Raw genomic sequence first — 22,294 nt, 5'->3', positions numbered from 1 at the left:
TCGTCGGTTGTCATCGGAGGGAGATACGGCTGGATGCCTCCTTGGGGAGCTTCTCGTTGACGAAGGAGACGGTGTCGCCCACGGGGGATTCCTCGACGTCGGCGAGGTGGGCCAGCCGGTTCATCAGCGGCCGCGGGCTGAGCCCGCCCCCGCCGGCGGCCTGGGCGGTGCCGGATGCGGAGACGGCGCCGCACACCAGGAGGGCCGATCCCACAGCGATACGCGTCACGATGCGGTTCTTCATGTCTTGCAGAACGACCATGGGGACGAACCGACACGCAACCCCCGGAAAACACATGAAACGCATGGCGGGCGCAGGGGTGTTGATGCCGGTGGGGCCGTTGCTCGGTACGGGTGCTCAGTCCGGATGCTCAGTACGGCTGCTCGGTCCGGGGAGGTCTTCGCGGAAAAATCCCGGCGTAGAGATGATTTTTCACTCGACCGTGGGGCGAAAAATTTTTCCGCCCCACCGGCAGGGGTTCCGTGCTACTGTCTTTTCAGTTGCAGTTGTGGTTCCCAAAGACTTGCAAGTGTTCATCGGCCGGCCTCCAGTCGGCGGTGGCACTTTTTGTATTTCCGGCTTTTCAATTTCCGGACAGGGCAATCATCGCGGCGATGCGGGGCCCGCACAGTGCGGTCCCCGGGTAATGCCCCGAAGGAGATTTGTTATGGCTACCGGCATCGTGAAGTGGTTCAACGCTGAAAAGGGCTTCGGCTTCATCGCCCAGGACGGCGGCGGCGCCGACGTCTTCGCCCACTACTCGAACATCGCCACCCAGGGCTTCCGTGAGCTCCAGGAGGGCCAGAAGGTGACCTTCGACGTCACCCAGGGCCAGAAGGGCCCGCAGGCGGAGAACATCCTCCCCGCCTGACGCCCGTCGTCCGACGCGCGCTGAACGCAGCCGGGGCCCGCACTTTGGGTGCGGGCCCCGGCTCGTTGCTTTTCCGCTCCATTCCGGCAGGCGGCCCGTGGCCGCCGGGGAATTCCTTCGATACGCGCCGGCCGGCATCCCGCCCCCGGGTTTCCCTCCCACCTCGTCGAGGCACTATGCGCTGCGTTATCGCCCGTTTCCCCTTCGATCTCGTCAAGAGCGAGGTCGAGCACATGATGAAGGGCGTCGCGCCTGAGCCCGCCGTGGGCGCCTGCGTGGCCATCGGCCGCCGCACGTATCCCGTCAAGCAGGTCGGGCAGGTGATCACCAGGCAGGACCGGCGTGATTTCACCGCCGACGAGGTCACCCGCGCGCTGACCCGGCTGGGCTTCACCTGCCACTCGGTGCCCGCCGAGCCGGCCGGCCCCCTGCCCGGAAGCCTGCTCTGAGCGACCCCACGAGCCCTGCCCTGCGGCCGGCCGGTTCCGCCGGCCGGGTGCAGCCCCGCCGACCCGCCCGCCATAGCCTTGCCCCGGCCCCCCTCCCTGCGGAGCATGCGGCCCATGGCACGTTGCGAGGTTTGCGGTAACGACTACGACCTGGCGTTCTCCGTGGAGACCCGGGACGGTTCGCGTCACGTCTTCGACTCCTTCACCTGCGCCATCCACAAGATGGCCCCCGTCTGCGAGCACTGCCGAGTCAAGATCATCGGCCAGGGCGTCGAAGCGGACGGCCACTGGTACTGCGGAGCCCACTGCGCGCGCTCCGAGGGGAAGGTGGGGATCGTGGACCGCGTCTGACGGGCACGCCCACCGGGATCGACGGCCGGGCGGCCGTACGCGCACGGGCCGCATGGCATTGTGATCATGTGTTTCTCCTGATCCTCATGCTTCTCCTGGCCGTGCCCGTGGCCGCGTGCCTCCTGCTCGTGAAAGCCGTACGTGCCGTGATGACCCGGCGGCTGACCCGCAGGAAGGGCGCCGGCGCCTGGACGGAGGCGGCAGGCTCCCTGCTGTGCTGCGCGGTACTGGCGTACGGGGTGGGCGTGGGGTTCATGTTCGTGCCCACCTGGCCCGACTGGTGCCCCGTGGTGACGTTCAGCGACGACCCTGACCCCTCGGCCGTAGCCCCTCACCCCCGCGTGGAACAGAGCTGGTTCCCGCTGGAGGCCCGCTGCGTCTCGGACGTCCACACCCCGGTCGACCTGGTTCCCGCAGCCGTCAACCCGGTCATGCTGGGGAGCCTCGCGGGTGCGGCGGGCTGTGCGGGGATGAGCGCGTGGCGGAGGCGGCGACAGTCGTCCGAGGTGGAACGGGGTGCAGCGGTGGAGGTTGCTCCGTAGGCTCGGGTGCGGAGCATCCGCCGGCGGCCCACGTGGAGCCTTCTATGACCACAGCACGGGACTTGATGATGACCGCTATGGACGCGGCGTCCACGCACCCTGTGGAGCCGGGCGATCTCTCGCTCGCGCTGGCGGGAGCGGAGGTGATCGACCTCCTGGCCGCCGGGGCCGTCATCCTGGACGGCGACCGCATCGTGCCCGGCAACCCGGCCGCTCCGGCGGATCGCGTGCTGGCCGAGGCCGCGGCGTCGCTCGTCCGGGAAGCGCCGTACGAGCCGGTCGGCGACTGGCTGTGGCGCAGGGGCCGCGGCCTCGCGGCGGTCTACCTGGGCGCCCTGGAGGCGGACGGGCAGCTCACGCGGCGAGGCAGCCGCTGGATGCCGTTCCGGCCCGGCCGGGCGGTCCCGGCCGATTCGGCCGACCACCGTCTCGCCGAGGACCGCCTGGCGGCGGACGAGCCCGTCCTCGCCGGCCTCGCGACGGCCCTCGGGATCCGCGGCGAGAGCGGCGCGGAGGCGACGGCCGACGCCGGTGACGAGGCCGAGATCGTGCTCGCCGCGGTCAATGACGCGCTGCTGGACCTGGAGGCCGTACGGCAGCGGCGGACCATCGAGCAGGCGGCTTTCGACAACATCTGGCGGGGCGCCTGACGGGGCCCGGCGGCCCGGCCTAGGGCCGGCGCGCCGCCCGACCTGGTCCCCGCGGCCGATACGGCGGCCGGCGACCGCGCCTAGCGTGCCCCGTATGGACACCACGGACGACACCACGGACGCGAGCGGCGTGCTCGACGAAGCGTTCCAGCGGCTGCACGCCGCGGGCCCGGAGCGGCTCGGGCGGCTCACCAACCACGCCCCCATGGTGGCCGAGGCGCTCGTCGCCCACGGCCGCGCGGACGCGGTCCACCGCTGGCTCGACCTCTACGAGGAGCGGCTGGAGGAGTTCCCGGCCGCCGTCGCACCCGTCACGGACGCCGACTGGCCCGGCGCGCTCGGCGACCCGCGCCGGGCCGCCGACTGGATCGCCTACTTCGGCCGCGCACTGCCCGAACACGGCTGGCGGAGCGTGCTCGCGACGTGGTGGCCCCGTCTGCTGCCGGGCATGTACGGAGGATCGACCCACCCCGTGATCCGCGTCGGCCACGCCGTACGCGCTCTGCTCCGCGACGGCAACAGCGAGCCCCGGCTGACCGAGCTCGTCCACGGGCTCGGCTACTGGGCCGCACGCCATCACCCGCTCACCGGCATCACCTGGCTCCCCGGCCGGGCGCACGCCGCCGCGAGCCTGCACGCCGTACCCCCGGTCCCGGCCGTCGAGGGAGGCTTCCCGGCGCGGCTGGCCCGCGTCGAGCGGCTGCCCGCCTGGGCCGGTGACGTGACCGACCCGGGCACGGCCCGGCACCGGCTCGCCGAGCTGGTACGCGCCGCGACCCACCGCTACGCCACCCACGGCCACGGCGACGCGACCATGCTCGTGCACGCGGCCACGGCTCCCAGCGCCGTCCTGCGCACCCTCCCCGCGCTGCCGCGGGACCTGTGGGCGCCGAGCCTCCACGCGGCCTGGAAGGCGTCCGCCGCGGTCACGGCGATGTACGCCCCCGCGGAAGCCGTCCCGTACGTCCCGTGCGCCTCACCGGGCGGCGTCACCGCCGCGGACGTGCTGGAGCGCGCGGTGGCGCACGGCGACGAGCACGTCATCAAATTCGCCGACACGGCGCTCGACGTCGCCGACGAGCAGGCGCACGCCGCCGCACTGCGGGCGATCGAGCTCAGCGAGCCCCTCGCCTGATCTTCCGGATGTCCGGCTGATCTCCGGATGCCCGGCGAGCGCGGCGCGGGCCGCCCGGAGGCTCACCCGGCCGGGCCGGCTCCCAGCCGCGTCACCAGGTCGTGCCAGGTCGCGTCCAGGCGGTCGAGGGACATGCCGCGCTCGACGGACAGGTGGTGGACGAGGGTGGTGTCGAGGTAGCCCAGCAGCGTGTGCGCGAGGAGCTCGGCGTCGCCCTCCACGCCCGCCCCGCGCAGGAGCATGGCGACGTGCGTGAGGCGCAGGTGGCGGGCCGGGACGCTGTAGGCGCGCAGCGGGTCGGTCCGGGTGGCCAGGATCAGGTCGTGGTGGTCGCGCTCGTGGCGGATGACGGCGGGCCCGAAGGCGTGCAGGCGCTGCGCCGCGGGGGCGCCGGGGCCCAGGGGCGGCGGGCCCGAGATGAAGGCCGCCTGGAGTTGCTCCTCGCGGTGGTCCAGGAGCGCCAGCAGGAGGCCGGTGCGGTCGCCGAAGCGCCGGAAGACGGTGCCCTTGCCGACCCCGGCCGCCGCGGCCACCGCCTCCATGGTCAGGCTCGCGGCCCCGCACCGGGCCGTCAGCTGTGACGCGGCCTCCAGCAGGCGCGTGCGGTTGCGCGCCGCGTCGGCCCGCAGCTGCGGGGACTCGCCGACCGGGATGAGCGCGAGGCCCGGACGCTCGCCCCGGGCGTCAGAGGCGCCTTCGGGGCCACCGGGATCCGGGCAGGGCGGGGGCGGGGGGAGACCGGTCATGGGACCAGCGTAGCGCGTGCGCGAATTAACTGGACCACGGTCCGGATAGGTGCTACAACTTTAAACAGGGCCCCGGTCCGGTTTTATTCTTGTCGCTCACGCTTATGGAGATCCCCATGTCCGTCCGCATCCTCACGCTCGTCGGCAGCCTCCGTGCCGGGTCCCACAACCGCCGCCTCGCCGAGGCGGCCGTCAAGATCGCCCCCGAGGGCACCGACGTCCAGATCTACGAGGGCCTCGCCGACGTGCCCTTCTACAACGAGGACATCGACGTCGAGGGCAGCGTCCCCGCGGCCGCCGCCGAGCTGCGCGAGGCCGCGGCCCGCGCCGACGCGCTCCTGCTGGTCACGCCCGAGTACAACGGCACCATGCCGGCCGCGCTGAAGAACGCCATCGACTGGCTGTCGCGCCCGTTCGGCGGCGGCGCGATCTCCGGGAAGCCGGTCGCCGTGGTCGGCACCGCCTTCGGTCAGTACGGCGGCGTCTGGGCGCAGGACGAGGCCCGCAAGGCCGTCGGCATCGCCGGCGGCATGGTCGTGGAGCACGCCAAGCTCGCGATCCCCGGCTCCATGACGCGCTTCGCCGAGCTGCACCCCGTCGAGGACGCCGAGGTCACCGCCGGCCTGACCGTGGTCATCGAGAGCCTGGCCGGGGCCCGCGCCGCCGCGTAACCGGCTTCCCCGTCCGCCTCCTCAGGCCCACAGGCCCCCGTCGCGCCGTCAGCGCTTCGGGGGCCTGACCCATCCCTTCTTGACCAGCTGGTCGCAGTGCCACTTGCCGTAGCGCTTGCTCTCCCCGCGCTTCTGGGTGGCCTTGATGCAGTCCGTGTAGGGGAAGGGTGGCTTGTCGGCAGGCATGCCCACGGTGGGCAGGTGCGTGATGGATGCGTGCGCGGCCGGCAGGTGCACGGCGAGCGGGGCCGCGGGGGCCGGTTGCGCGGCCGCCGCAGGTGCGGCCAAGGCGCCGGCCACGACGGCCGCAGCCGCCAGGATCCTCATACGACGCACAGTTTCCCTCCGCCTTCTCGTTTTCATGCCGGTTCGTTCCAGTTCATTCGGACTCGTACCGGGGCATGGTGATTCGTGCATACGGGCCAACGAGCCGGAGCACGGCGGGAAACGATTCCCGGGAGGGGTTTCACCCCGAGGGCGACGGCAAGCCGCTTCACGCCGCCGAACGGGCGATCCCGGCATCCAGGGCGGCGCAGAGCCAGTCGTGGGCGGCGCCCGGAGTCGGCCGCGACGGGCCGTACAGCTCGGCGGCCAGCTGCCAGTAGAGGTCGATGCGGGGATCCGCGGCGAGCTGGCCGCTGAGCTCGCGGCGGAAGGCCGGCGTGTCGCGCGTGCCGCGCGAGCGCGCGTAGGCCGCGACGAAGCAGTCGAGCGCCTCACCGTCGTACGGCTGCCGCTGCGCCCGCAGATCGGGCGACGCCAGGGCGTACGCCTCGCCGAGGCCCTCGTAGAGCACCGCCGGGCGGTAGCCGCCTCCGGTCCGGTGCGCCGCGGGCTGCCAGTCGCTGACGCCGGACGCCCCGGTGCACGGGCCCGAGACGAGGGCGTGCAGCCGGGCGAAGGCCAGGACCTGCGCCGGGGTCGGATCCGCGGGCGGCTCCGGCACCGCCTGGTCGACGACCGCGGACAGCACCCGCGCCGGGAGCCGCGGGGGCAGCCAGCGGCGCCAGAACCGGGCCAGCGCGGCCGTGCTGGGCGGGGCGGACACGGCGCCGATCAGGCGCAGCCGGTCGGCGCGCTCCCCGGCCGGGCAGTCCCGGACGAGCTGGAGGGCGGCCTCCCGCCAGCGCAGGGCGGCCAGTTGCGTGCCGAGCTCCCGCAACTGCCCCGCGACGACGTCCTCCAGGGCGTCCTCGGAGTCCAGGACCCGGCCCACGTCCGGGACCGGCAGGTCGAGGGTGCGCAGGGAGCGGATCAGGCGCAGCCGGTCGAGGGCCTCGGGGCCGTACCGCCGGTGGCCCCCGGCGCTGCGGCCCGCCTCGGGCAGCAGGCCGCGGTCCGAGTAGAAGCGGACGGTCTTGACGGTGACGCCCGCGTGCCCGGCGAGCTCTCCGATGCTCCACATGCCGTCAGGTGACACGGCTTGAACCTCCCCCAGCTGGAGCTTTTACCGTACCGGCGAGCGCGGACGGCCCGGCGGGCCGGGGCCCGCGGACCGAGGTGCACGAGGCCGCGCGACGGCCTGCGAGGAGGAGAGCATGACGACATTCGTCCTGGTGCCGGGTGCCCACACCGGCGGCTGGATCTGGGAGGACGTGGCCGCCCGGCTGCGGGAGGCGGGCGCCGAGGCCCACCCCGTAACGCTGACCGGCATGGGCGGCGGCCGCGACGCGACGGACACAGGCACGGGTACGGGCACTTGTACCGGCACCGACCTGGAGACGCACGTCCAGGACGTGGTGCGGCTGATCGACGAGCTCGGTGAGGGCGGCGAGAGCGACGAGGGCGGCGCGCCGGAGGTGGTGCTGGTCGGCCACTGCTACGGAGTCCACCCGGTGCTCGGCGCCGCCGCCCGGCGCCCCGGACGGGTCGCCCGGATCGTCTACGTGGACACCACCGTGCCTCAGGACGGCGCCCCGGCCCTCGAACTGATACCGGATCAGGCGCTGCGCGACGCGGTGCGGAAGCGGGCGGGGGAGCCCGGAGCCGGGTCCGGCGGGCTGCTCTCCCCGCCGGAGCCCGCCGAGTGGCAGAAGTGGGGCAGCCTCGCCGGCATCCCCCAGGACGCGCTGGACCGGCTGACCGGCCTCGCCGCACCACAGCCCCTGGCCACGCTCACCCGGCCGCTCAGCGTGCCGGACGGGTCGGTCTCCGAACTGCCGACGACCGGCATCCTCTGCACCGCCGGCGGAGCCGGCATCGCCCTGGTCGAGTCACTGGCGAGGATGGGGGATCCGCGCCTCCTGGAGCTCGTCCACCCGAGGGTCGGTTTCTTCGAACTCGGCACCGGGCACTGGCCGATGCTCTCCGCCCCCGGAGAGCTGGCCGCGATCCTGCTCCGCGCCGCCGCGGACGAAGGACACCGGCTGTCCGTGACGCCGGCGGACGAACCGCCGTCCCATCTGCGGCCCTTCCTCCTGGACGTACCGGAGCGGCGCCGCGAGCGTGTGGGGCGGGTCGATCTCCACCTGCCCGAGGCCGGCGGCCCCCGCCCCGCGGTGGTCTTCGTCCACGGCGGGCCGGTCCCCGCCGGCATGCGGCCGACGCCGCGCGACTGGCCGCTCTACACGGGCTACGCGCAGTACGCGGCGAGCATGGGGGCGGTCGGCGTGACGGTGGACCACCGGCTGCACGACGTCACCGACTATGAGCGCGCCGCCGAGGACGTCGCCGCGGCGGTCGAACGCGTACGGGCCGACCCGCGCGTCGACGGGGAGCGGGTCGCGCTGTGGTTCTTCTCCGGCGGAGCGCTGTTGTCGGCGGACTGGCTGGCCGCGCCTCCGCCGTGGCTGCGGTGCGTGGCGGCGACGTACCCCGTCCTCGTGCCGCTGCCGAACTGGGGGCTGTCCGGTTCGCGCTTCCGGCCCGCGGCCGCGGTGCGCGCGGCCGGGTCGCTGCCGGTCGTGCTGACCCGTGCGGGCCGGGAGTTCGCGGAGATCGCGGCGACGATCGAGGAGTTCCTCACCGCCGCCGGGGACTGCGGAGCCGCGGTCGAGGTGATCGACGTGCCGGACGGCCGCCACGGCTTCGAGACGACCGGCCCCACCGGGCAGGCGCGCGACGCCGTGGAACGCGCAATGCGGTCCGTCCTGGGACACCTGCGCGATTCATGACCCGCCGGCGGCGCGCCAGGCTCGGGCGAACTCGCGGACCGACGCGAACCGCTGCCCGGGCTCGGCCCGGGCGGCCCGCTCCACGACGGCGAGCCGGGCGGCCCCGCCCCGCCAGGCGCGCTCGCGGTCACCGGAGTCGAGGAGCAGGCGAGCGGCGCGCCCGAGGGTGAACACCGTGGTGCGGATGTCGATGGCGGCCCCGCGCACGAACTCCTCGGGCGCCATGAACCGCGTGGAGCCCGGCAGCCGTTCGTCTTCCAGGATGAACGGGCCCGGACGGTATTCGTCGAGGTCGACGAGGTGCATGGTGCGGGCGGCGAAGTCGTACAGCAGGGAGCCGTCGTAGAAGTCCACGGCGACGTGCCCCGAGTCCTCCACCGCGAGGTGCGCGCTGAGGATCCGCTCGAAGGCGCGCACGACGAGGGGGAGGGGCAGCACCCGGAAACGCGCCATGGCGCTGCCGGGGGCGGTGCGGTCCGCGGATCCGTGGGCGGCGGGGTGATAGAGGACCTCGCCGTCGCGCCACGGCATGACCACCGCCCAGCCGTCCCGCAGGGCGATGCGGTGCACCTGCGGGACGATCGCCGGGTGCTGCACGGCTTGGTGGAAGGCCCAGGCCCGGTCGAGGGACCGCCGTGCGTCGCGGGTGACGGCTTCTTTGACGAACCAGCGCTCACCGTCGGCGAGACGGACGCCGTAGGACACGCACCCCGAGTCCTGGCTCCGGAAGGCGGCGAAGATCCTTCCGATCCGGTCGAGACGGGCCTCGATGGATACGGACGAGGTCCGGGAGAAGTCCAGTAACGGGTGAGGGGGCATGCCGTCATCGTGCCACCTGCGGGCGCGCGGCTTCGGGCGTCGCCGCAGACCTACTCGGTCTGCTCGGTCTACTCGACGACGAGCTCGACGGAGATGTTGCCCCGCGTGGCCTTCGAGTACGGGCAGACCTGGTGGGCCTGCTCCACGAGGCGGGTGCCCGTCTCGCCGGCGAGGGTGTCGGGGAGCTCGACGCGGAGGACGACGGACAGGCCGAAGCCGGTGTCGTCCTTCCCGATGGAGACCTCCGCGGCGACGGAGACGTCCTTCGTGTCGACCTTCGCCTCGCGGCCGACCAGCCCGAGCGCGCTCGCGAAGCAGGCCGCGTAGCCGGCGGCGAAGAGCTGCTCGGGGTTGGTGCCCTGGCCGTTGCCGCCGAGCGCCGGGGGCATAGCCAGAGCGAGGTCGAGCCGGCCGTCCGAGCTCACGGCACGGCCTTCGCGGCCGTTGGCGGTGGCGACAGCGGTGTACAGCGCATCCATGGGGAGCTCCTTCGTTCGGCGGGTTCCTGTGCGGGGCGGCGCCTCCGCACAGCCATGAGCATTGCACACAACTTAGTTGTGCACAACTTAATCGTGGTGCGGGTTAGTCTTGGGCCATGACCGCTCCGCACCCTCCCCTCCCGGACGACGCGGAGCTGCTCCGCCTCGACCACCAGATCTGCTTCTCGCTGCACGCCGCGGCCCGCGCCTTCGGCGGCGTCTACCGCGACGCCCTTAAGGACCTCGGCCTCACCTACCCGCAGTACCTCGCCATGCTCGTCCTGTGGGAGGAGCCCGACCCTCAGCCGGTCAAGGCCATCGGCGAGCGGCTGCGGCTCGACTCCGGCACCCTCTCCCCGCTGCTCAAGCGGCTCGAAGCGGCCGGCCTCGTGGCGCGCGAGCGCAGCGCGGAGGACGAGCGCTCGGTCGTCGTCCGCGTCACGGAGGCCGGCGAGGGGCTGCGCGAGCGCGCCCTGCCGGTGCCGCGCAGCATCGCCGCCGCATCGGGCCTGTCGCTCCAGGACGCCCGCACCCTGCGCGGACTCCTGGAGCGGCTCACCGAGAGCCTCGACGCGGCGCAGGCGGGGGAGCGCTGACCCGGCCCTGACTGTCCGCCTGCGACGCGCGGGCCCCGGCCGCGCCGTGCCCGGATCGTGAGGATCATCCGCTTATCGTGACCCCATGGGTGATCCCCTGGGTGAAGAGAGCGGCCCCGGCGCGCCGCACGCCCCCGCCGGTGCCGGGCGGCGCGCCCGTACGCGCCGGCACGCGTTCCGCCACTCGCCGTTCTTCCCCGCCACCGTGCTCCTGCTGATCGTGGCCGCGTCCGCCGGGCTCTTCGCCGGCTCCTACACGTACGCCATGGCCAATCCGACCCCGCACAACATCCCCACCGCGGTCACGGGCGTCCCGCTGTCCGAGATCAAGCGGGCCGAATTCGTCCAGGGCATGGAGAAGGCGCTCGGGGCCGAGCTCCGGCTGCGCCACTTCACCACCTACGAGGCCGCCCGGGACGCCGTCGACGACCAGCAGGTCTACGCCATCCTCCAGGACCGTCCCGGCGCGGCCGAGCTGGACGTCTCCGGAGCCTCCGGCGCGACCGTCGCCCAGCTCCTGACCGAGACCGCGCCGGAAGTCGGCAAGACCATCGGCGTGCCCGTGCCCGTGGTCGTCAAGGACATCAACCCGCTGCAAAAGGGGGACCCGCGCGGACTCGCGCTCTTCTACATCACGCTCGCCGCGGTCATCGTCGGATTCGTCGGCGCCATTCAGATGGGCGTCCACGCCTCCGCGCTCAATCCCGCCGAGCGCATCGCCTTCACCGCCGGATACTCCCTGCTGGGCGGATTCACTATTGCCGCCGTCGTGGACTGGGGGCTGGGCGCCGTGCGGCTTCCGTTCACGGAATCCTGGCTCATTCTCGCGCTGACCATGTTCACGTCGGGAATGGTTTTCACGATGTTCAATGCCCTTTTCGGGCGGTGGGCGATGCTGCCGACCTGGGGGCTGATGGTCCTGCTGGGCAACCCCTCCTCCGGCGGCGCCGTCTCCTGGCCCCTGCTGCCCTCGCTCCTCGGCGAGATCGGCCGCTGGCTGCCGCCCGGCGCCTCCGTGAACGCCCAGCACGCGGCCGTGTACTTCCGGCACTACCAGCACTTCTTCCCGTTCGCCGTCCTCGGCGCCTGGGCCGTCCTCGCCTGCGCCGTCTTCTGGGCCTGGCGTCACCGCCACCCCGGCGGACGCGACACGAGCGCGGCCGCTCCCGCGTGAACGCGCGCTCGCACGGAGTGACGCGCGGGGCCCTGCGGTGTGAGGCCGCCCATGAGGCGTGGGTCACTTACGAAGGGCCTTAGTGGATGCGGGGGCGGAATGAAGGGGAAAGGGCGGGGTTTTTCCGGGGGCTATGAGCGGGCGTAGTAGGTCACCGTGCTTGTCAGGGGTTTTCGCCGCCGCTAACAATTGCGGGGTCGCTGGGCGCCGTCGACCGAGAAACGGCGCTTCGTTATTGCGCCGCTTCAGGGCCGGGCGACATCCGCGATTGGAAGGTTCAGCTCTCTCATGCGCTCCACCATCTCCGGCTATACCCGTCTTCCGAAGATTCACAAGTTCTCCGTCGCCGGCATTGCCGCGACCGGTGCCGCCGTCGTCGCGGTGGCCGTCGCCCCGCACGCTTTCGCCGCCGGCACCGCTTCCGATGCTTCGGTGAAGCCGGTGGCGTGGAGCGCCGAGGCGTTCGGTGAGACGCAGCAGGATGCGCTGGAGGCGCAGACCGCCGCCGCTGTCACGGCCGCTAAGGCTGACGCCGGCAAGGTGAGTGCGGAGAAGGCGCGTGCTGAGAAGCAGGCCGCCAACCGTTCGACTGAGCGCAAGGCCATCGAGGCCAAGCCCGCCGCCCCCGCCAAGCCCGCGGCTCCGGCTAAGCCGGCCGCCCCGGCTGCCAAGCCTGCCGCTCCGGCGAAGAAGGCTTACGCGGACAACGTGGACGGCTGGATCAGCGAGGCCCTGGACATCCTGCGCGCCAAGGGCATCCCGGCTTCGTACGAGGGCATCAAGAAGAACGTGATGCGTGAGTCGACCGGCAACCCGCGCGCGATCAATGACTGGGACGTCAACGCCGCCAACGGTGTGCCGTCGAAGGGTCTGCTCCAGATGATCGACCCGACGTTCAAGGCGTACCACGTCGAGGGCACGTCCTGGGACATCTACGACCCGGTCGCCAACATCACCGCCGCCTGCAACTACGCGGCCGACAAGTACGGCTCGATGGACAACGTCAACTCCGCGTACTGAGCCGTAGCCGACAGCAGACAGCTGAACATCATCGCGAGGGCGGTGGCACCCCGGATCCCGGGGCGCCACCGCCCTTCCGCGCGTTTAGTCTATTTAGACTGTTACAGTTCGACCATGCCACGACGCACCCTGGACAACCCCATCGTGCTGGCGGTGCTGGGCCTGCTGCTGGAACAGGCCTCGCACCCGTACCAGATGCTCGCCGAGCTGCGGCAGCGCAGCGACAGCCACGCGGCCGCCATCACGCGGGGCACGCTCTACAACACCGTCGCCGCCATCAACGAGGCCGGGTGGGTGGCCGTTCAGGGCCAGCAGCGTGCGGGAAACCGCCCGGAGCGGACCGTCTACGCGCTCACGGATGCCGGACGCGAGGAACTCGTACGGCGGCTGGACGACCAGATCCGTAACCCCGAGCGGGAGTTCACCCGCTTCCTCGGAGCTGTCACCTACCTCGGTGCGCTCGGTCCGGACGGCGCCGTGGAAGCCCTCACCGAGCGGGCGCAGCGGCTCCGGCAGCGCACGGCGGCCGACGAGGAGCGCCTGGCTTCCGCACGGTCGGCCGGCGCGCCACGCCTGTACGTCATCGAAGCCGAGTACGCGCTGTGCCTCGCGCGCGCCGAAACGGCGTGGATCGACTCGGTCATCGACGACATCCGCACCGGCGCACTCACCTGGCCCACCACCTGACCTGACTTGCCCTGACCGGACTCGGCCTGACCGGACGTGATCCGCCCCGGCACGCCACCGCGGCGGCGCCCTCCACCGCGCCCTGCTCGAAACCAAGTCGAGAGGAAATCGCCCCCATGACGCCGACAGCGCATGACGGAATGCTCTTCGGGATATACCCGGGCAGTGTCACCGGTGACGACACCGGAGGCCTGGCAGCAGGCCCGCCCGACGACCCGTCCCGCATCACCGCCGCACTCGACCTGCTTCAGGGGAGGCCCGGCCGCCCCTTCCTCGTACGCGCCTACACCCGCTTCGACGACACCACCGCGCTCGGCAGTCCCCACGCCACGTCCACGCCGGCCGACGCGGCCCGGTACGCGGTGCGGGGCCGCCGCCTGGATCTCGTCGCCCAGTACCAGTCCGCCTCCGGCGACGTCGAGGGCTACTGCGCCTTCCTTCGCGAACTGGTCGAGCAGTACGGGGACGTCACGAGCACCCTGCAAGTGACGGAAGAGCCGAACATGACGTCGATGCCCACCCTGGACGGCGCCTACCCCGGCGTACAGGAAGCGATCGTCCGCGGGGTGACCGCGGCCAAGGAGTGCGCACGCGCACTCGGGCACACGCATCTGCGGGTCGGCTTCAACACCACCCCGCTCTTCGGGCCCGCCGCCTCCTTCGTCGCCGACCTGACCCGCCGGGCGGGCGACGCCTTCCTCTCCGACCTGGACTACGTGGGCCTGGACTTCTTCCCCGATGTCTTCGTGCCCGTCGCCGCGCCCGACCTCCCGAACGCCGTCGAGGGGCTGCTGCGCCACCACCGCCGTACGGTCCTGGACCCTGCCGGCCTCGGGCACCTGCCCCTGCACATCACCGAGCACGGCTGGCCCACCGGCCCCGGCAGGCCCGTCCACCGGCAGGCCGAAGTCGTCGAGACCGTGGTCGGCGTCGTCGCCGCCCAGGCCGGGCCGCTCGGGCTGAGCGGCTACACGCACTTCGCCCTGCGCGACGCCGACAGCGGGAACCCCGGCCTGTTCCACCGGTTCGGGCTCATGACCGACGACTACGCGCCCAAGCCCGCCTTCTCCGCCTTCGCCGAACTCGTCGAACGCTTCGGCTGAAAGCCGGGGACGGGGTGTCCGGTTCCGGGCTTGGAGGTCCTGTGAAGAGCGTGGAGAATCCGCACCGTCACGCCATGCATCTCAAGTCACATCAGTGAGGAGAAGCCATGCGCTCGGTGAAGTCCTCGGCGAAATCGATGAATTCGGTGAGGTCAGTGAAGCCGGTGAAGTCGGTGAAAGCGGCCCTCGCGCTCGGCGTCGCGGCGCTCGCCGCGGCCGGAAGCCTCGCAACTCCCGCCACCGCGGCCGCGCCCGCCGCCGACTCCGGCGGCAAGGCCATGACCTGGACGCTGATGGCGGACGGCCCCAGTGGGACTGTGCAGGTCGGCGGCGGCCCCCTGAGCAACCCGTACCAGGGCGACACCGCCACGACCACGGCCCTGCCCGTGCTCTGCCTCAGGATCGACGGCCGGGCCGCCCCCGCCGGCATCACCCCCGGCTTCTACGCGGGCTGGGCCCGCGGGGCCGTCGCCGCCACCAACCCGATCCGCGGCACCCGCCTGACCAGCCGCGCCGCTGCCGACAGCGTCTGCGCGAACACCTTCGGCGAGGGCTGGCGCATGGCCGAGTTCCACGACGGCAGATACGGCCCCAACCTGGAGAGCTCGGGGGGCTGGAGCTTCTGGGCCTACGGCGACGTCCCCGCCGGCACGCGCTTCTGGACGGCTATCAACGACCAGCCGGCCAACCCCTGGAACAACTGACCCTCCCGCCCCGCTCCGCCGTATTCGCTCTTGAGTGCGTCAGTCTTGAGTACGTCAGTGAGTACGGGTGCTCAGGCAGGTTCCCGCGCAGATCACCGATGCTGGGACCATGACGACACCTCAGCCTCCACAGCCGCCTCACCCTCCCCTCGCCTTTCCGCCCGCCGCGCCCGCGCCCGTGCCCCCGGCCACTTCCCCGTCCGGCCGGGGGCCGGGCAACCGGCGGACGATGGTGGTCGGCGGCGTGGCGGCGGCCCTGGTGCTGCTGCTGGTCGCCGGGGTCGCCGCCGGGTGGTGGCTGACCCGCGACGAGGACACCGCGCCGTACGCCGGCCGGCCTCGCGTCACCGACGGTGCCGCCGGGCTCTCTTACGCGATACCCGAGGGGTGGGAGAGTGACGGGAAGAAGCTGATCGACGCGTTCACCTCGTCGGCCGGCAAGAGGAACGCCGGCGGTGGCGGCAGCACCGTGTTCGCCGGCCGCGCCGGGGCGGTCCCGCAGCCCGCTCTGCAGCGGCAGGCGGAGCGGGCCGCCCGCTCGAACGCGGAGTTCTTCTACCCGGACGGGAGCTCCGAACTGGAGGAGTCCCGGCCGACGACGGTCGACGGCCGCCCCGCCCACACGGTGGCGCTGCGCGTGAGCGCCGACAAGCAGGGCGCGAGCATCCCGGGGCACCTCCGCCTGACCATCGTCTCCGTCGACGACAGCCGTTCGGCGTTCCTCCTCGGCGTCGCCCAGCCGGGCGGTCCGGAGGAGAACCGGGAGGTGGACAGGGTGATGGAGAGCGCCTCGCTGGACCCTCGGTAGGTGCCGCGGAGGTAGCCGCAGTTGGTGAGCTCGCGGCGGTCGCGCGGCCGATCGCCACCCGGGCGTGCAGGGGCGGAACGGGCGTGGTGCAGGATGTCCTCTCGCGATGATCCACTTCTGTGGGACCCGCGCACTCACGATCCGTCGGGACAGACAGGTACAAGGTGACGAACCACTACTCCGGGCCTCCGGCAGACGGCGCCGCCGTCGCTCCGCTCTCCGCAACGGCAGGAGGACACCGGTGACCCGCGACCTCACCCTGCACGACGCCATCGTCGCCGGCATCGCGGTGGCCGCCGGCGTGGCCGTCGCCCTCCTGCTGCGCGTGATCCTGCGCTGGCTCGGCGAACGGGCCGCCCGTACCGCGTGGGAAGGCGACGACATCATCGTCGACGTGCTGCGCACCGTCGCCCCGTGGGCCGCGGTGGCGGGCGGCGTGGCGTCGGCGGCCGCGGCGCTCCCGCTGACCAGCCAGGTCGGCCACACCGTCAACCAGGCGCTGACGGCCTTCGTCATGCTGACGGCGACGTTCACCGCCGCCCGGGTCATCAGCGGGCTCGTGCGGTCCGTCGCGCAGTCGAGGTCCGGCGTGGCCGCGTCGGCCACGATATTCGTCAACATCACCCGCGTCGGGATCCTGGCGATGGGCTTCCTCATCATCCTGGAAACCCTCGGGATATCCATCGCCCCGCTGCTCACCGCCCTCGGCGTGGGCGGTCTCGCGATCGCCCTGGCCCTGAAGGACACCCTGGCCAACCTCTTCGCGGGCGTCCACATCCTCGTCTCGAAGACGGTCCAGCCCGGCGACTACATACGGCTCAGCAGCGGCGAGGAGGGCTACGTCCGCGACATCAACTGGCGCATCACCGTGGTCGAGCAGCTCAACAACAACCTCGTCATCATCCCGAACGCCAAGCTCGCCGGCACGAACATGACCAACTTCAGCCGCCCCGAGCAGAAGCTGTCGGTCACGGTGCAGGTGGGCGTCGGCTACGACAGCGACCTGGAACACGTCGAGCGGATCACCAACGAGGTCGTCGAGAGCGTGATGAAGGACATCACCGGCGCCGTCCCCGACCACGAGCCCGCCGTCCGCTTCCACACCTTCGGCGACTCCCGGATCGGCTTCACGGTGATCCTCGGCGTCGGTGAGTACAGCGACAAGTACCGCATCAAGCACGAGTTCGTGAAGCGCCTGCACCGGCGGTACCGCGAGGAGGGCATCCGCATCCCCGCTCCGGCGCGCACGGTCTCCCTGGAACAGCCGGCCGGGGAGCCCGTGATTCCCCACCCCCGCGCCTCCGTCGAAGCCACGGGCTGAGCGGCCGCGGCGAACGTTCTTCACCGCCGCGTCCGGCGGACGCGTGCCGCGTGCCGAGCCGGGGGACCGGAGCCCGGGGGAGGGGCGTCGCACTCACTCCGGGCTCGGACGCGTCTCTCGCTCCGTAGACCCCTAGGGCGCCCATCCGCCACTATCAATGCCTCCGCCTCCGCTCCCGCCCGGGCGCGCACCGATGCGGGTGACTGCCTCCGCGCCGGCCTGGCATCCCCGGTGTGCGGACGTGGCCGGGTCGTGGCCGGCCAGGCGGGACGCGAGGAAGGCGCCGGTGAAGGCGTCGCCCGCGCCCGTCGTGTCCACGGCCGAGGCCGGCCGGCCCGGCACCCGGGCCGTGACCGCGCCCGAGGCGGCGACCAGCGCGCCCCGGGCGCCCTGCGTGGCGACCACGAGCGGGAACTGGCGGCTCAGCTTGGCCGCGGCGTCGGCCGGATCGGGCAGGCCGGTGAGGAGCGCCGCCTCGTCGCCGTTGGGCAGGAGGACGTCCGCTCCGGCGACGGCCTCCAGGAAGCGGTCCACCCCCAGGCGGGCGATGAAGCCCGCGGAGGCCGGGTCGACGCTGACCGGCACGGAGCGGGCGCGGGCGGCCTCCATCGCGACCTGGGCGGACCGGCGGCTCGCCTCGGCGAAAAAGAGGTAGCCGGAGAGGTGCAGGTGACCGACCCCGGCGAGAAAACCGTCACTCCAGTCCGCAGGCGACAGCCGCTCGACGGCCCCGCTGTCGGTGAGGAAGGTCCGCTCGCCGTCCGCACCGACCAGGCAGACGACCGTACCCGTAGGGGCCTCGGGGTCGACGACCAGATGCGGCCGGACCCCGGCGGCCCGCAGCGCGCGCTCATGCTGCTGCGCCGCCGCGTCCGCCCCCACCCGGGCCAGGATACGGACATCCCGGGCGCCCGAACGGGCGGCCCAGCAGGCCACATTGGCGCCCGCCCCGCCCGGGAGCGTGACGATCGCGGCCGCGGTGTCGGTCGCGGGGGCGAGCGGCGTGCGGTGACGGGCGACGACGTCCGTCACCACGTCACCGACCACCAGCAGCGCCCCGGCCCGGACACCCGTCATGAGGCGTACGCCACGGCGATCTCGGCCGCCAGCCGCGCATTGCCCCGCACCGCGGCCACGTTGGCCTCCAGGGACGCCCCGCCGGTGTGCCGGACGAGGTGGTCGAGGAGGAAGGGAGTGACCGCCTGCCCGGTGACGCCCTCCCGCGCGCAGGCCGCCAGCGCCTCGGCGAGCACCCGGTCGTGCAGGGCCGGATCCAGCTGCTGCGCCACGGGCACCGGGTTCGCGACGATGAGGGCCGACTCCGGGCCGCCCAGCGCGTCCTGGGCCCGCAGCACGCCGGCCACCTCCGCCGCGGACCGGGCCGTCCAGTCGACCGGCTCGCCGGAGCTGCTGAGGTAGAAGCCCGGGAACTCCGCCGTCCGGAAGCCCAGCACCCCGACGCCCAGCGTCTCCAGCCGCTGCAAGGTCGCCGGCACGTCCAGGACCGACTTCACCCCCGCGCACACCACGGCGATCCGCACCCGCGCCAGCAGGCCCAGGTCCGCCGACTCGTCCTGGGACCGCACCCACTCGCGGTGGACGCCGCCCAGGCCGCCCGTCGCAAAGACCCGGATCCCCGCCCGTGCCGCCAGGAACGCCGTCGCGGACACGGTCGTCGCCCCGCTGGCCCCCGCCGCGACCGCCGGCGCCAGGTCACGGTGCCCCAGCTTGCGGATGCCGTCCTCACCCGCCACCCGCGCCAGCTCCGCCTTGTCCAGCCCCACGCGCGGCTGTCCGTCCAGCACGGCGACGGTCGCGGGGACGGCGCCGCCCTCCCGTACGAGCTCCTCCAGTTCCTCCGCCACGTGCAGGTTCCGTGGTGCGGGCAGGCCGTGCGCGATGATCGTCGACTCCAGGGCGACCACCGGCCGGCCCCGTACCAGCGCTTCCCGCACCTCGTCCGACACGGCCGGCCACCTCGGTTGCCCGCCCGACACCTCTGGCACCTCTGGCATCGCAGGTCCCTCCCGTCGCGCCGAGCACGGCGCTGCTCACCGGATCCCTGATGCACAGAGCCGTTCCCCGGCCCGTGACCTCGCAAGCCTCGGCCGCCGAGGGCGTGATGGCTTGACGGGTTGAGCGGGTTGACGGCTGACGGGTTGACCGGGGCTGCCCGACGGGGCTTGGCTTCCCTCACCTTTGATGTCCAGTCAAGCCAAGTCCAGTCCAGCCCAGGAGGGGAACCATGCGCTGTCTCGCACGAACCGCGATGCTGGCCGCCGCATTGAGCGCTTGCACGGTGGCCGCACTGCCCACCGCTACCGCTGCCACCGCCGCCACCAGCGGCGCCGAGCACCAGCGCCCGCGTACGGAACGGGTGAGCGTGGCCGCCGACGGAGCCGAGGGCAACGCGGAGTCGTACACCGCCGGCATCAGCGCCGACGGCCGCTTCGCGACCTTCAGATCCGTGGCCACCAATCTGACGCCGGGCACGCGCGGCGGCGTCAACCTGTTCATCAAGGACTTACGCAGCGGGGCCGTCGAGCAGGCGAACGTGGCGAGCGACGGCACGCCCGCCGACGACTCGTCCTTCGACATCGCCCTCAGCGCCGACGGACGCTACGCCGTCTTCGACTCGCGGGCCGGCAACCTCTCCCCGGACAAGCGCCCCGGGGACACGGATCTCTTCGTCCGCGACCGCACGACGGGACGGACGGAGCTGCTGCTGGAGAACACGCAGCAGCAGGCGGGCACGTCCTACGAACCGGCCGTCAGCGCCGACGGCAGGTTCGTCGCCTTCACCTCCGACCGCACTGACCTCGTGCCCGGGCCGAGCACGGATCCGGTGGCGGTCTACGTACGGGACCGATGGAACGGCACCACGCAGCGGGTGAGCGTCCGGTCGGACGGCAGCCAGGCGGGCACCCGCTCGGCGGCGCCGGTCATCAGCGCGGACGGCAGCAAGGTCGGGTTCCTGTCGCTGGGCGGCCTGGGCGAGGGCGAACCCGCGGGTTCCGCCGCCGCTGCGGGGCTGGCAAAGCCGCGGCTGAGCACCTTCTACGTCCACGACATGCGCACCGGCCGGACCGAGTCCGCCGCCCGGCAGCGCGACGGCAGCGACGCCGGGGCGAGCGACATCCGCCTCAGCCCCGACGGACGCTACGCGCTCTTCACGACCCGCAGCTCCGACGTCGTACCGGGCAAGACCACGCAGACGTCGGACGTCTACGCCCGGGACCTCCGGACCGGCACCACGCAGCGGCTCAGCCTCGCCCACGACGGGTCCGAGGCCCGCGGCGACTCCCGCGGCCCCGTCATGAGCGCCGACAACCGGAAGGTGTTCTTCACCTCCACCGCCCCCAACCTGGTCCCCGGCGGCACCACCGGCGGACACCAGGCCGTCTACGCGCGGGACCTGCGCACCGGCTCCGTCGAACGGCTCGACGTCGCGGCCGGCGGAACCCCGGCCGACGGCGAGTCGACCGGCGTCGCAACCGACGGCCCGGGCCGCACAGCGGTCTTCACCAGCTCCGCCGGCAACCTCGTCCCCGGCGACACGAACAAGGCCGACGACGTGTTCCTACGCCGCCTCCCGTGACCCGGGGCCTGAGCATGGGCATAGGTCGCCGCTCTCAGGACCGCTTGACGGTGATGGCGCCGCTGCCCGTGCTCAGGTCGAGCCGGTGCGTGCCGGACGGGTCGTCGTGGACGGCGATGTCCTTGCCGCCACTGTCGCTCTCGGCGGTCACCCGGTACCGCCCGTCGGGCGTGGTCAGAGTGACGGCCCCGCTCCCGGCCCCGGCCTTGACGTCCTGCGCCTCGGACATGGTGAGGTCGACGGCCCCGCTGGAGGTCCTGGCGACGACGGGGCCGCCCTTGAGCCCCTTCCCCGTGATGGCGCCGCTGCCCGCCTGCACCTCGACCGCGCCGTTGACGTCGTCCAGGTCGATGGCGCCGGAACCGGTCCGCACCTTCACCGCGCCCGACCGGGACACGCTGACCGCGCCGCTCGTCGTCCGGCCGGTCACCGGTATGCCTGCCGGCAGGTCGACGGTGTAGGCCACCGAGCAGTCGTCGCCGCAGCCACCGAGCACGAGGACGCCGTTCCCGACGCGGTGCGTAGCGCCCTCCGGCCGGTCGCCGCCGTACTCCACGTAACGGTGCAGGCTCACCGCGGTGGCACCCTCCTTGCCGCGCAGAGTGACGCCGCCGGAGCCGGTGTCCAGCCGTACGGAGGTGATTTTCTGCGCGACGGTGGTGTCGTCGTCGAAGTTCTTCCGCATCATGCTGCACGCGCTGATGCCGCCGGCAGCGATGGCGGCTGTCATGGCGGCAGTGAGCAGACGGGAGCGCGCACGCATGGGGATATCCACCGTTCTTGATGACTTGATGAGATGTCAGGGGGTGTCAGGCACTCCTGCCGAGGAGCTGCCTGTCCAGGCGAGGCTATGCGCCGTACCGGACCTCTCACCATGGGGAAAACCCCCGGATGCAGATCCCCGATCCCCGATCCCCGTTCCTCGGCCGGCGGCACGGCCGGACGTGCTCATTGCGGCAAGGCGAGCACCCTGAGGATGACGAAGGCGGGCGGCAGCAGTGCGCTCCAGGCGGTGAGCCTGCGCGCCGTGGCGTACCGCATGCGCCGCGGCAGGACGCCAGCCGTCAGGAGCAGCGCCGGCGTCCCGGCGAATGTCGCGTACAGGCCGAAAACGACCTCGGCGAGGGCCTGGTCGAGGGCGCGGGAGCAGTGGTCGGGGCCGCAGCTGTCGGTCGCCATGGGAGCGAGCCCGCCGAAGAGGAGCGCCACGGGGATGAGCAGCACCGCAAGCACCGCGGGCAGGATGAGCGAGCGCCCGCCGCGTTCGTCCCGGTCGTCGGTGCTGCGGGTCTGTGCGGCGGCGTCCGCCTGCGCCTGCGTCGTGAGGTCGTTCATGGGTCCACTCAACCCTCCGCCCGGGCCTGCCCGCGTCGGCCCGGGTACTCAGAACGTACGGGTGCGCGTACTCATCCCGGCCTCATCCCGGTCTCGTCCTGAAGGTGACCCGCGCCGCAGC

The 22,294-nt window shown here is 72.7% G+C and carries 27 protein-coding genes; 17 read left to right on the top strand and 10 right to left on the bottom strand.

Annotated features, from left to right (window positions below):
- Positions 1–10: 10 nt before the first annotated feature.
- On the bottom strand, positions 11–262 hold the full coding sequence (locus D7231_RS15990; protein ID WP_120756124.1) for a hypothetical protein: 252 nt from the start codon (positions 260–262) through the stop codon (positions 11–13).
- Between the two features lie 406 nt (positions 263–668).
- On the opposite strand from D7231_RS15990, the gene D7231_RS15985 reads away from it, so the two are divergent.
- The 6 genes from D7231_RS15985 to D7231_RS15960 all read left to right on the top strand — a co-directional run bounded on the left by D7231_RS15985 (position 669) and on the right by D7231_RS15960 (position 3,999).
- A complete protein-coding gene (locus D7231_RS15985) occupies positions 669–872 on the top strand; it encodes a cold-shock protein (protein WP_120756123.1) in 204 nt (67 codons plus the stop codon).
- A 176-nt stretch (positions 873–1,048) separates the two neighbouring features.
- A complete protein-coding gene (locus tag D7231_RS15980; protein WP_120756122.1) occupies positions 1,049–1,321 on the top strand; it encodes an SCO5918 family protein in 273 nt (90 codons plus the stop codon).
- A 114-nt stretch (positions 1,322–1,435) separates the two neighbouring features.
- A complete protein-coding gene (locus D7231_RS15975) occupies positions 1,436–1,672 on the top strand; it encodes a hypothetical protein (protein WP_120756121.1) in 237 nt (78 codons plus the stop codon).
- An 86-nt stretch (positions 1,673–1,758) separates the two neighbouring features.
- On the top strand, positions 1,759–2,214 hold the full coding sequence (locus D7231_RS15970; protein WP_147449738.1) for a hypothetical protein: 456 nt from the start codon (positions 1,759–1,761) through the stop codon (positions 2,212–2,214).
- Positions 2,215–2,258: 44 nt separating this feature from the next.
- Positions 2,259–2,864, top strand: a complete 606-nt coding sequence (locus D7231_RS15965; protein ID WP_120756119.1) for a GOLPH3/VPS74 family protein — start codon at positions 2,259–2,261, stop codon at positions 2,862–2,864.
- Between the two features lie 94 nt (positions 2,865–2,958).
- On the top strand, positions 2,959–3,999 hold the full coding sequence (locus tag D7231_RS15960) for a questin oxidase family protein (protein ID WP_120756118.1): 1,041 nt from the start codon (positions 2,959–2,961) through the stop codon (positions 3,997–3,999).
- 62 nt (positions 4,000–4,061) lie between these two features.
- Here D7231_RS15960 and D7231_RS15955 read toward each other — a convergent pair whose 3' ends face one another.
- On the bottom strand, positions 4,062–4,745 hold the full coding sequence (locus D7231_RS15955; protein WP_120756117.1) for a TetR/AcrR family transcriptional regulator: 684 nt from the start codon (positions 4,743–4,745) through the stop codon (positions 4,062–4,064).
- A gap of 116 nt (positions 4,746–4,861) precedes the next feature.
- Between D7231_RS15955 and D7231_RS15950 the strand changes: the two genes are divergently transcribed.
- Positions 4,862–5,416 carry an NAD(P)H-dependent oxidoreductase gene (locus D7231_RS15950; protein WP_120756116.1) on the top strand — a complete coding sequence of 185 codons (555 nt, stop codon included), beginning with the start codon at positions 4,862–4,864 and terminating at the stop codon, positions 5,414–5,416.
- Positions 5,417–5,464: 48 nt separating this feature from the next.
- Here the strand turns inward: D7231_RS15950 and D7231_RS15945 are convergent, their stop codons facing one another.
- Both D7231_RS15945 and D7231_RS15940 read right to left on the bottom strand, forming a co-directional pair.
- Positions 5,465–5,743: a hypothetical protein gene (locus D7231_RS15945; protein ID WP_120756115.1), complete on the bottom strand. Its 279-nt coding sequence runs from the start codon at positions 5,741–5,743 to the stop codon at positions 5,465–5,467.
- A gap of 166 nt (positions 5,744–5,909) precedes the next feature.
- A complete protein-coding gene (locus D7231_RS15940) occupies positions 5,910–6,821 on the bottom strand; it encodes a helix-turn-helix domain-containing protein (protein WP_120756114.1) in 912 nt (303 codons plus the stop codon).
- Between the two features lie 133 nt (positions 6,822–6,954).
- On the opposite strand from D7231_RS15940, the gene D7231_RS15935 reads away from it, so the two are divergent.
- On the top strand, positions 6,955–8,529 hold the full coding sequence (locus D7231_RS15935) for a dienelactone hydrolase family protein (protein WP_120756113.1): 1,575 nt from the start codon (positions 6,955–6,957) through the stop codon (positions 8,527–8,529).
- Here D7231_RS15935 and D7231_RS15930 read toward each other — a convergent pair.
- A complete protein-coding gene (locus tag D7231_RS15930; protein WP_120756112.1) occupies positions 8,524–9,348 on the bottom strand; it encodes a serine/threonine protein kinase in 825 nt (274 codons plus the stop codon). The two genes, D7231_RS15935 and D7231_RS15930, sit on opposite strands and share 6 nt — an antisense overlap.
- Positions 9,349–9,416: 68 nt before the next feature.
- Positions 9,417–9,827 carry an organic hydroperoxide resistance protein gene (locus D7231_RS15925; protein ID WP_120756111.1) on the bottom strand — a complete coding sequence of 137 codons (411 nt, stop codon included), beginning with the start codon at positions 9,825–9,827 and terminating at the stop codon, positions 9,417–9,419.
- A 116-nt stretch (positions 9,828–9,943) separates the two neighbouring features.
- Here D7231_RS15925 and D7231_RS15920 point away from each other — a divergent pair, with 116 nt between their 5' ends.
- The 8 genes from D7231_RS15920 to D7231_RS15880 all read left to right on the top strand — a co-directional run bounded on the left by D7231_RS15920 (position 9,944) and on the right by D7231_RS15880 (position 17,240).
- Entirely contained in the window at positions 9,944–10,423 is a 480-nt protein-coding gene (locus D7231_RS15920; protein WP_120756110.1) for a MarR family winged helix-turn-helix transcriptional regulator, read from the top strand.
- 85 nt (positions 10,424–10,508) lie between these two features.
- On the top strand, positions 10,509–11,597 hold the full coding sequence (locus D7231_RS15915) for an ABC transporter permease (RefSeq protein WP_120756109.1): 1,089 nt from the start codon (positions 10,509–10,511) through the stop codon (positions 11,595–11,597).
- 288 nt (positions 11,598–11,885) lie between these two features.
- Positions 11,886–12,617, top strand: coding sequence for a transglycosylase SLT domain-containing protein (locus D7231_RS15910; RefSeq protein WP_120756108.1), 732 nt, complete (start codon positions 11,886–11,888; stop codon positions 12,615–12,617).
- A 114-nt stretch (positions 12,618–12,731) separates the two neighbouring features.
- On the top strand, positions 12,732–13,304 hold the full coding sequence (locus tag D7231_RS15905) for a PadR family transcriptional regulator (protein ID WP_120756107.1): 573 nt from the start codon (positions 12,732–12,734) through the stop codon (positions 13,302–13,304).
- A gap of 116 nt (positions 13,305–13,420) precedes the next feature.
- On the top strand, positions 13,421–14,407 hold the full coding sequence (locus tag D7231_RS15900) for a hypothetical protein (protein ID WP_241999745.1): 987 nt from the start codon (positions 13,421–13,423) through the stop codon (positions 14,405–14,407).
- Between the two features lie 155 nt (positions 14,408–14,562).
- Positions 14,563–15,111, top strand: a complete 549-nt coding sequence (locus D7231_RS15895; RefSeq protein WP_120756105.1) for a flagellar hook-length control protein — start codon at positions 14,563–14,565, stop codon at positions 15,109–15,111.
- Positions 15,112–15,220: 109 nt separating this feature from the next.
- Positions 15,221–15,919 carry a DUF8017 domain-containing protein gene (locus D7231_RS36520; RefSeq protein ID WP_158673770.1) on the top strand — a complete coding sequence of 233 codons (699 nt, stop codon included), beginning with the start codon at positions 15,221–15,223 and terminating at the stop codon, positions 15,917–15,919.
- Between the two features lie 241 nt (positions 15,920–16,160).
- The gene (locus D7231_RS15880; RefSeq protein WP_120756102.1) at positions 16,161–17,240 is read left to right on the top strand and encodes a mechanosensitive ion channel family protein; all 1,080 of its coding nucleotides are present in this window, start codon (positions 16,161–16,163) and stop codon (positions 17,238–17,240) included.
- A gap of 132 nt (positions 17,241–17,372) precedes the next feature.
- On the opposite strand, the gene D7231_RS15875 is transcribed toward D7231_RS15880, so the two are convergent.
- On the bottom strand, positions 17,373–18,317 hold the full coding sequence (locus D7231_RS15875) for a carbohydrate kinase family protein (RefSeq protein WP_120756101.1): 945 nt from the start codon (positions 18,315–18,317) through the stop codon (positions 17,373–17,375).
- Entirely contained in the window at positions 18,314–19,255 is a 942-nt protein-coding gene (locus D7231_RS15870) for a pseudouridine-5'-phosphate glycosidase (RefSeq protein WP_120756100.1), read from the bottom strand. Before D7231_RS15870 ends, D7231_RS15875 begins: the two co-directional genes overlap by 4 nt.
- Before the next feature lie 230 nt (positions 19,256–19,485).
- On the opposite strand from D7231_RS15870, the gene D7231_RS15865 reads away from it, so the two are divergent.
- Entirely contained in the window at positions 19,486–20,838 is a 1,353-nt protein-coding gene (locus D7231_RS15865) for a TolB-like translocation protein (RefSeq protein WP_120756099.1), read from the top strand.
- Between the two features lie 34 nt (positions 20,839–20,872).
- Here the strand turns inward: D7231_RS15865 and D7231_RS15860 are convergent, their stop codons facing one another.
- Positions 20,873–21,568, bottom strand: a complete 696-nt coding sequence (locus D7231_RS15860) for a DUF4097 family beta strand repeat-containing protein (RefSeq protein ID WP_241999744.1) — start codon at positions 21,566–21,568, stop codon at positions 20,873–20,875.
- 218 nt (positions 21,569–21,786) lie between these two features.
- Entirely contained in the window at positions 21,787–22,173 is a 387-nt protein-coding gene (locus D7231_RS15855) for a hypothetical protein (RefSeq protein WP_120756097.1), read from the bottom strand.
- Positions 22,174–22,294 lie beyond the last annotated feature (121 nt).

Origin of the sequence: Streptomyces klenkii, assembly GCF_003626645.1 — a bacterium.
In the GTDB taxonomy this organism is placed as follows: domain Bacteria; phylum Actinomycetota; class Actinomycetes; order Streptomycetales; family Streptomycetaceae; genus Streptomyces; species Streptomyces klenkii.
This window is presented reverse-complemented; position numbering and strand designations above follow the sequence as displayed.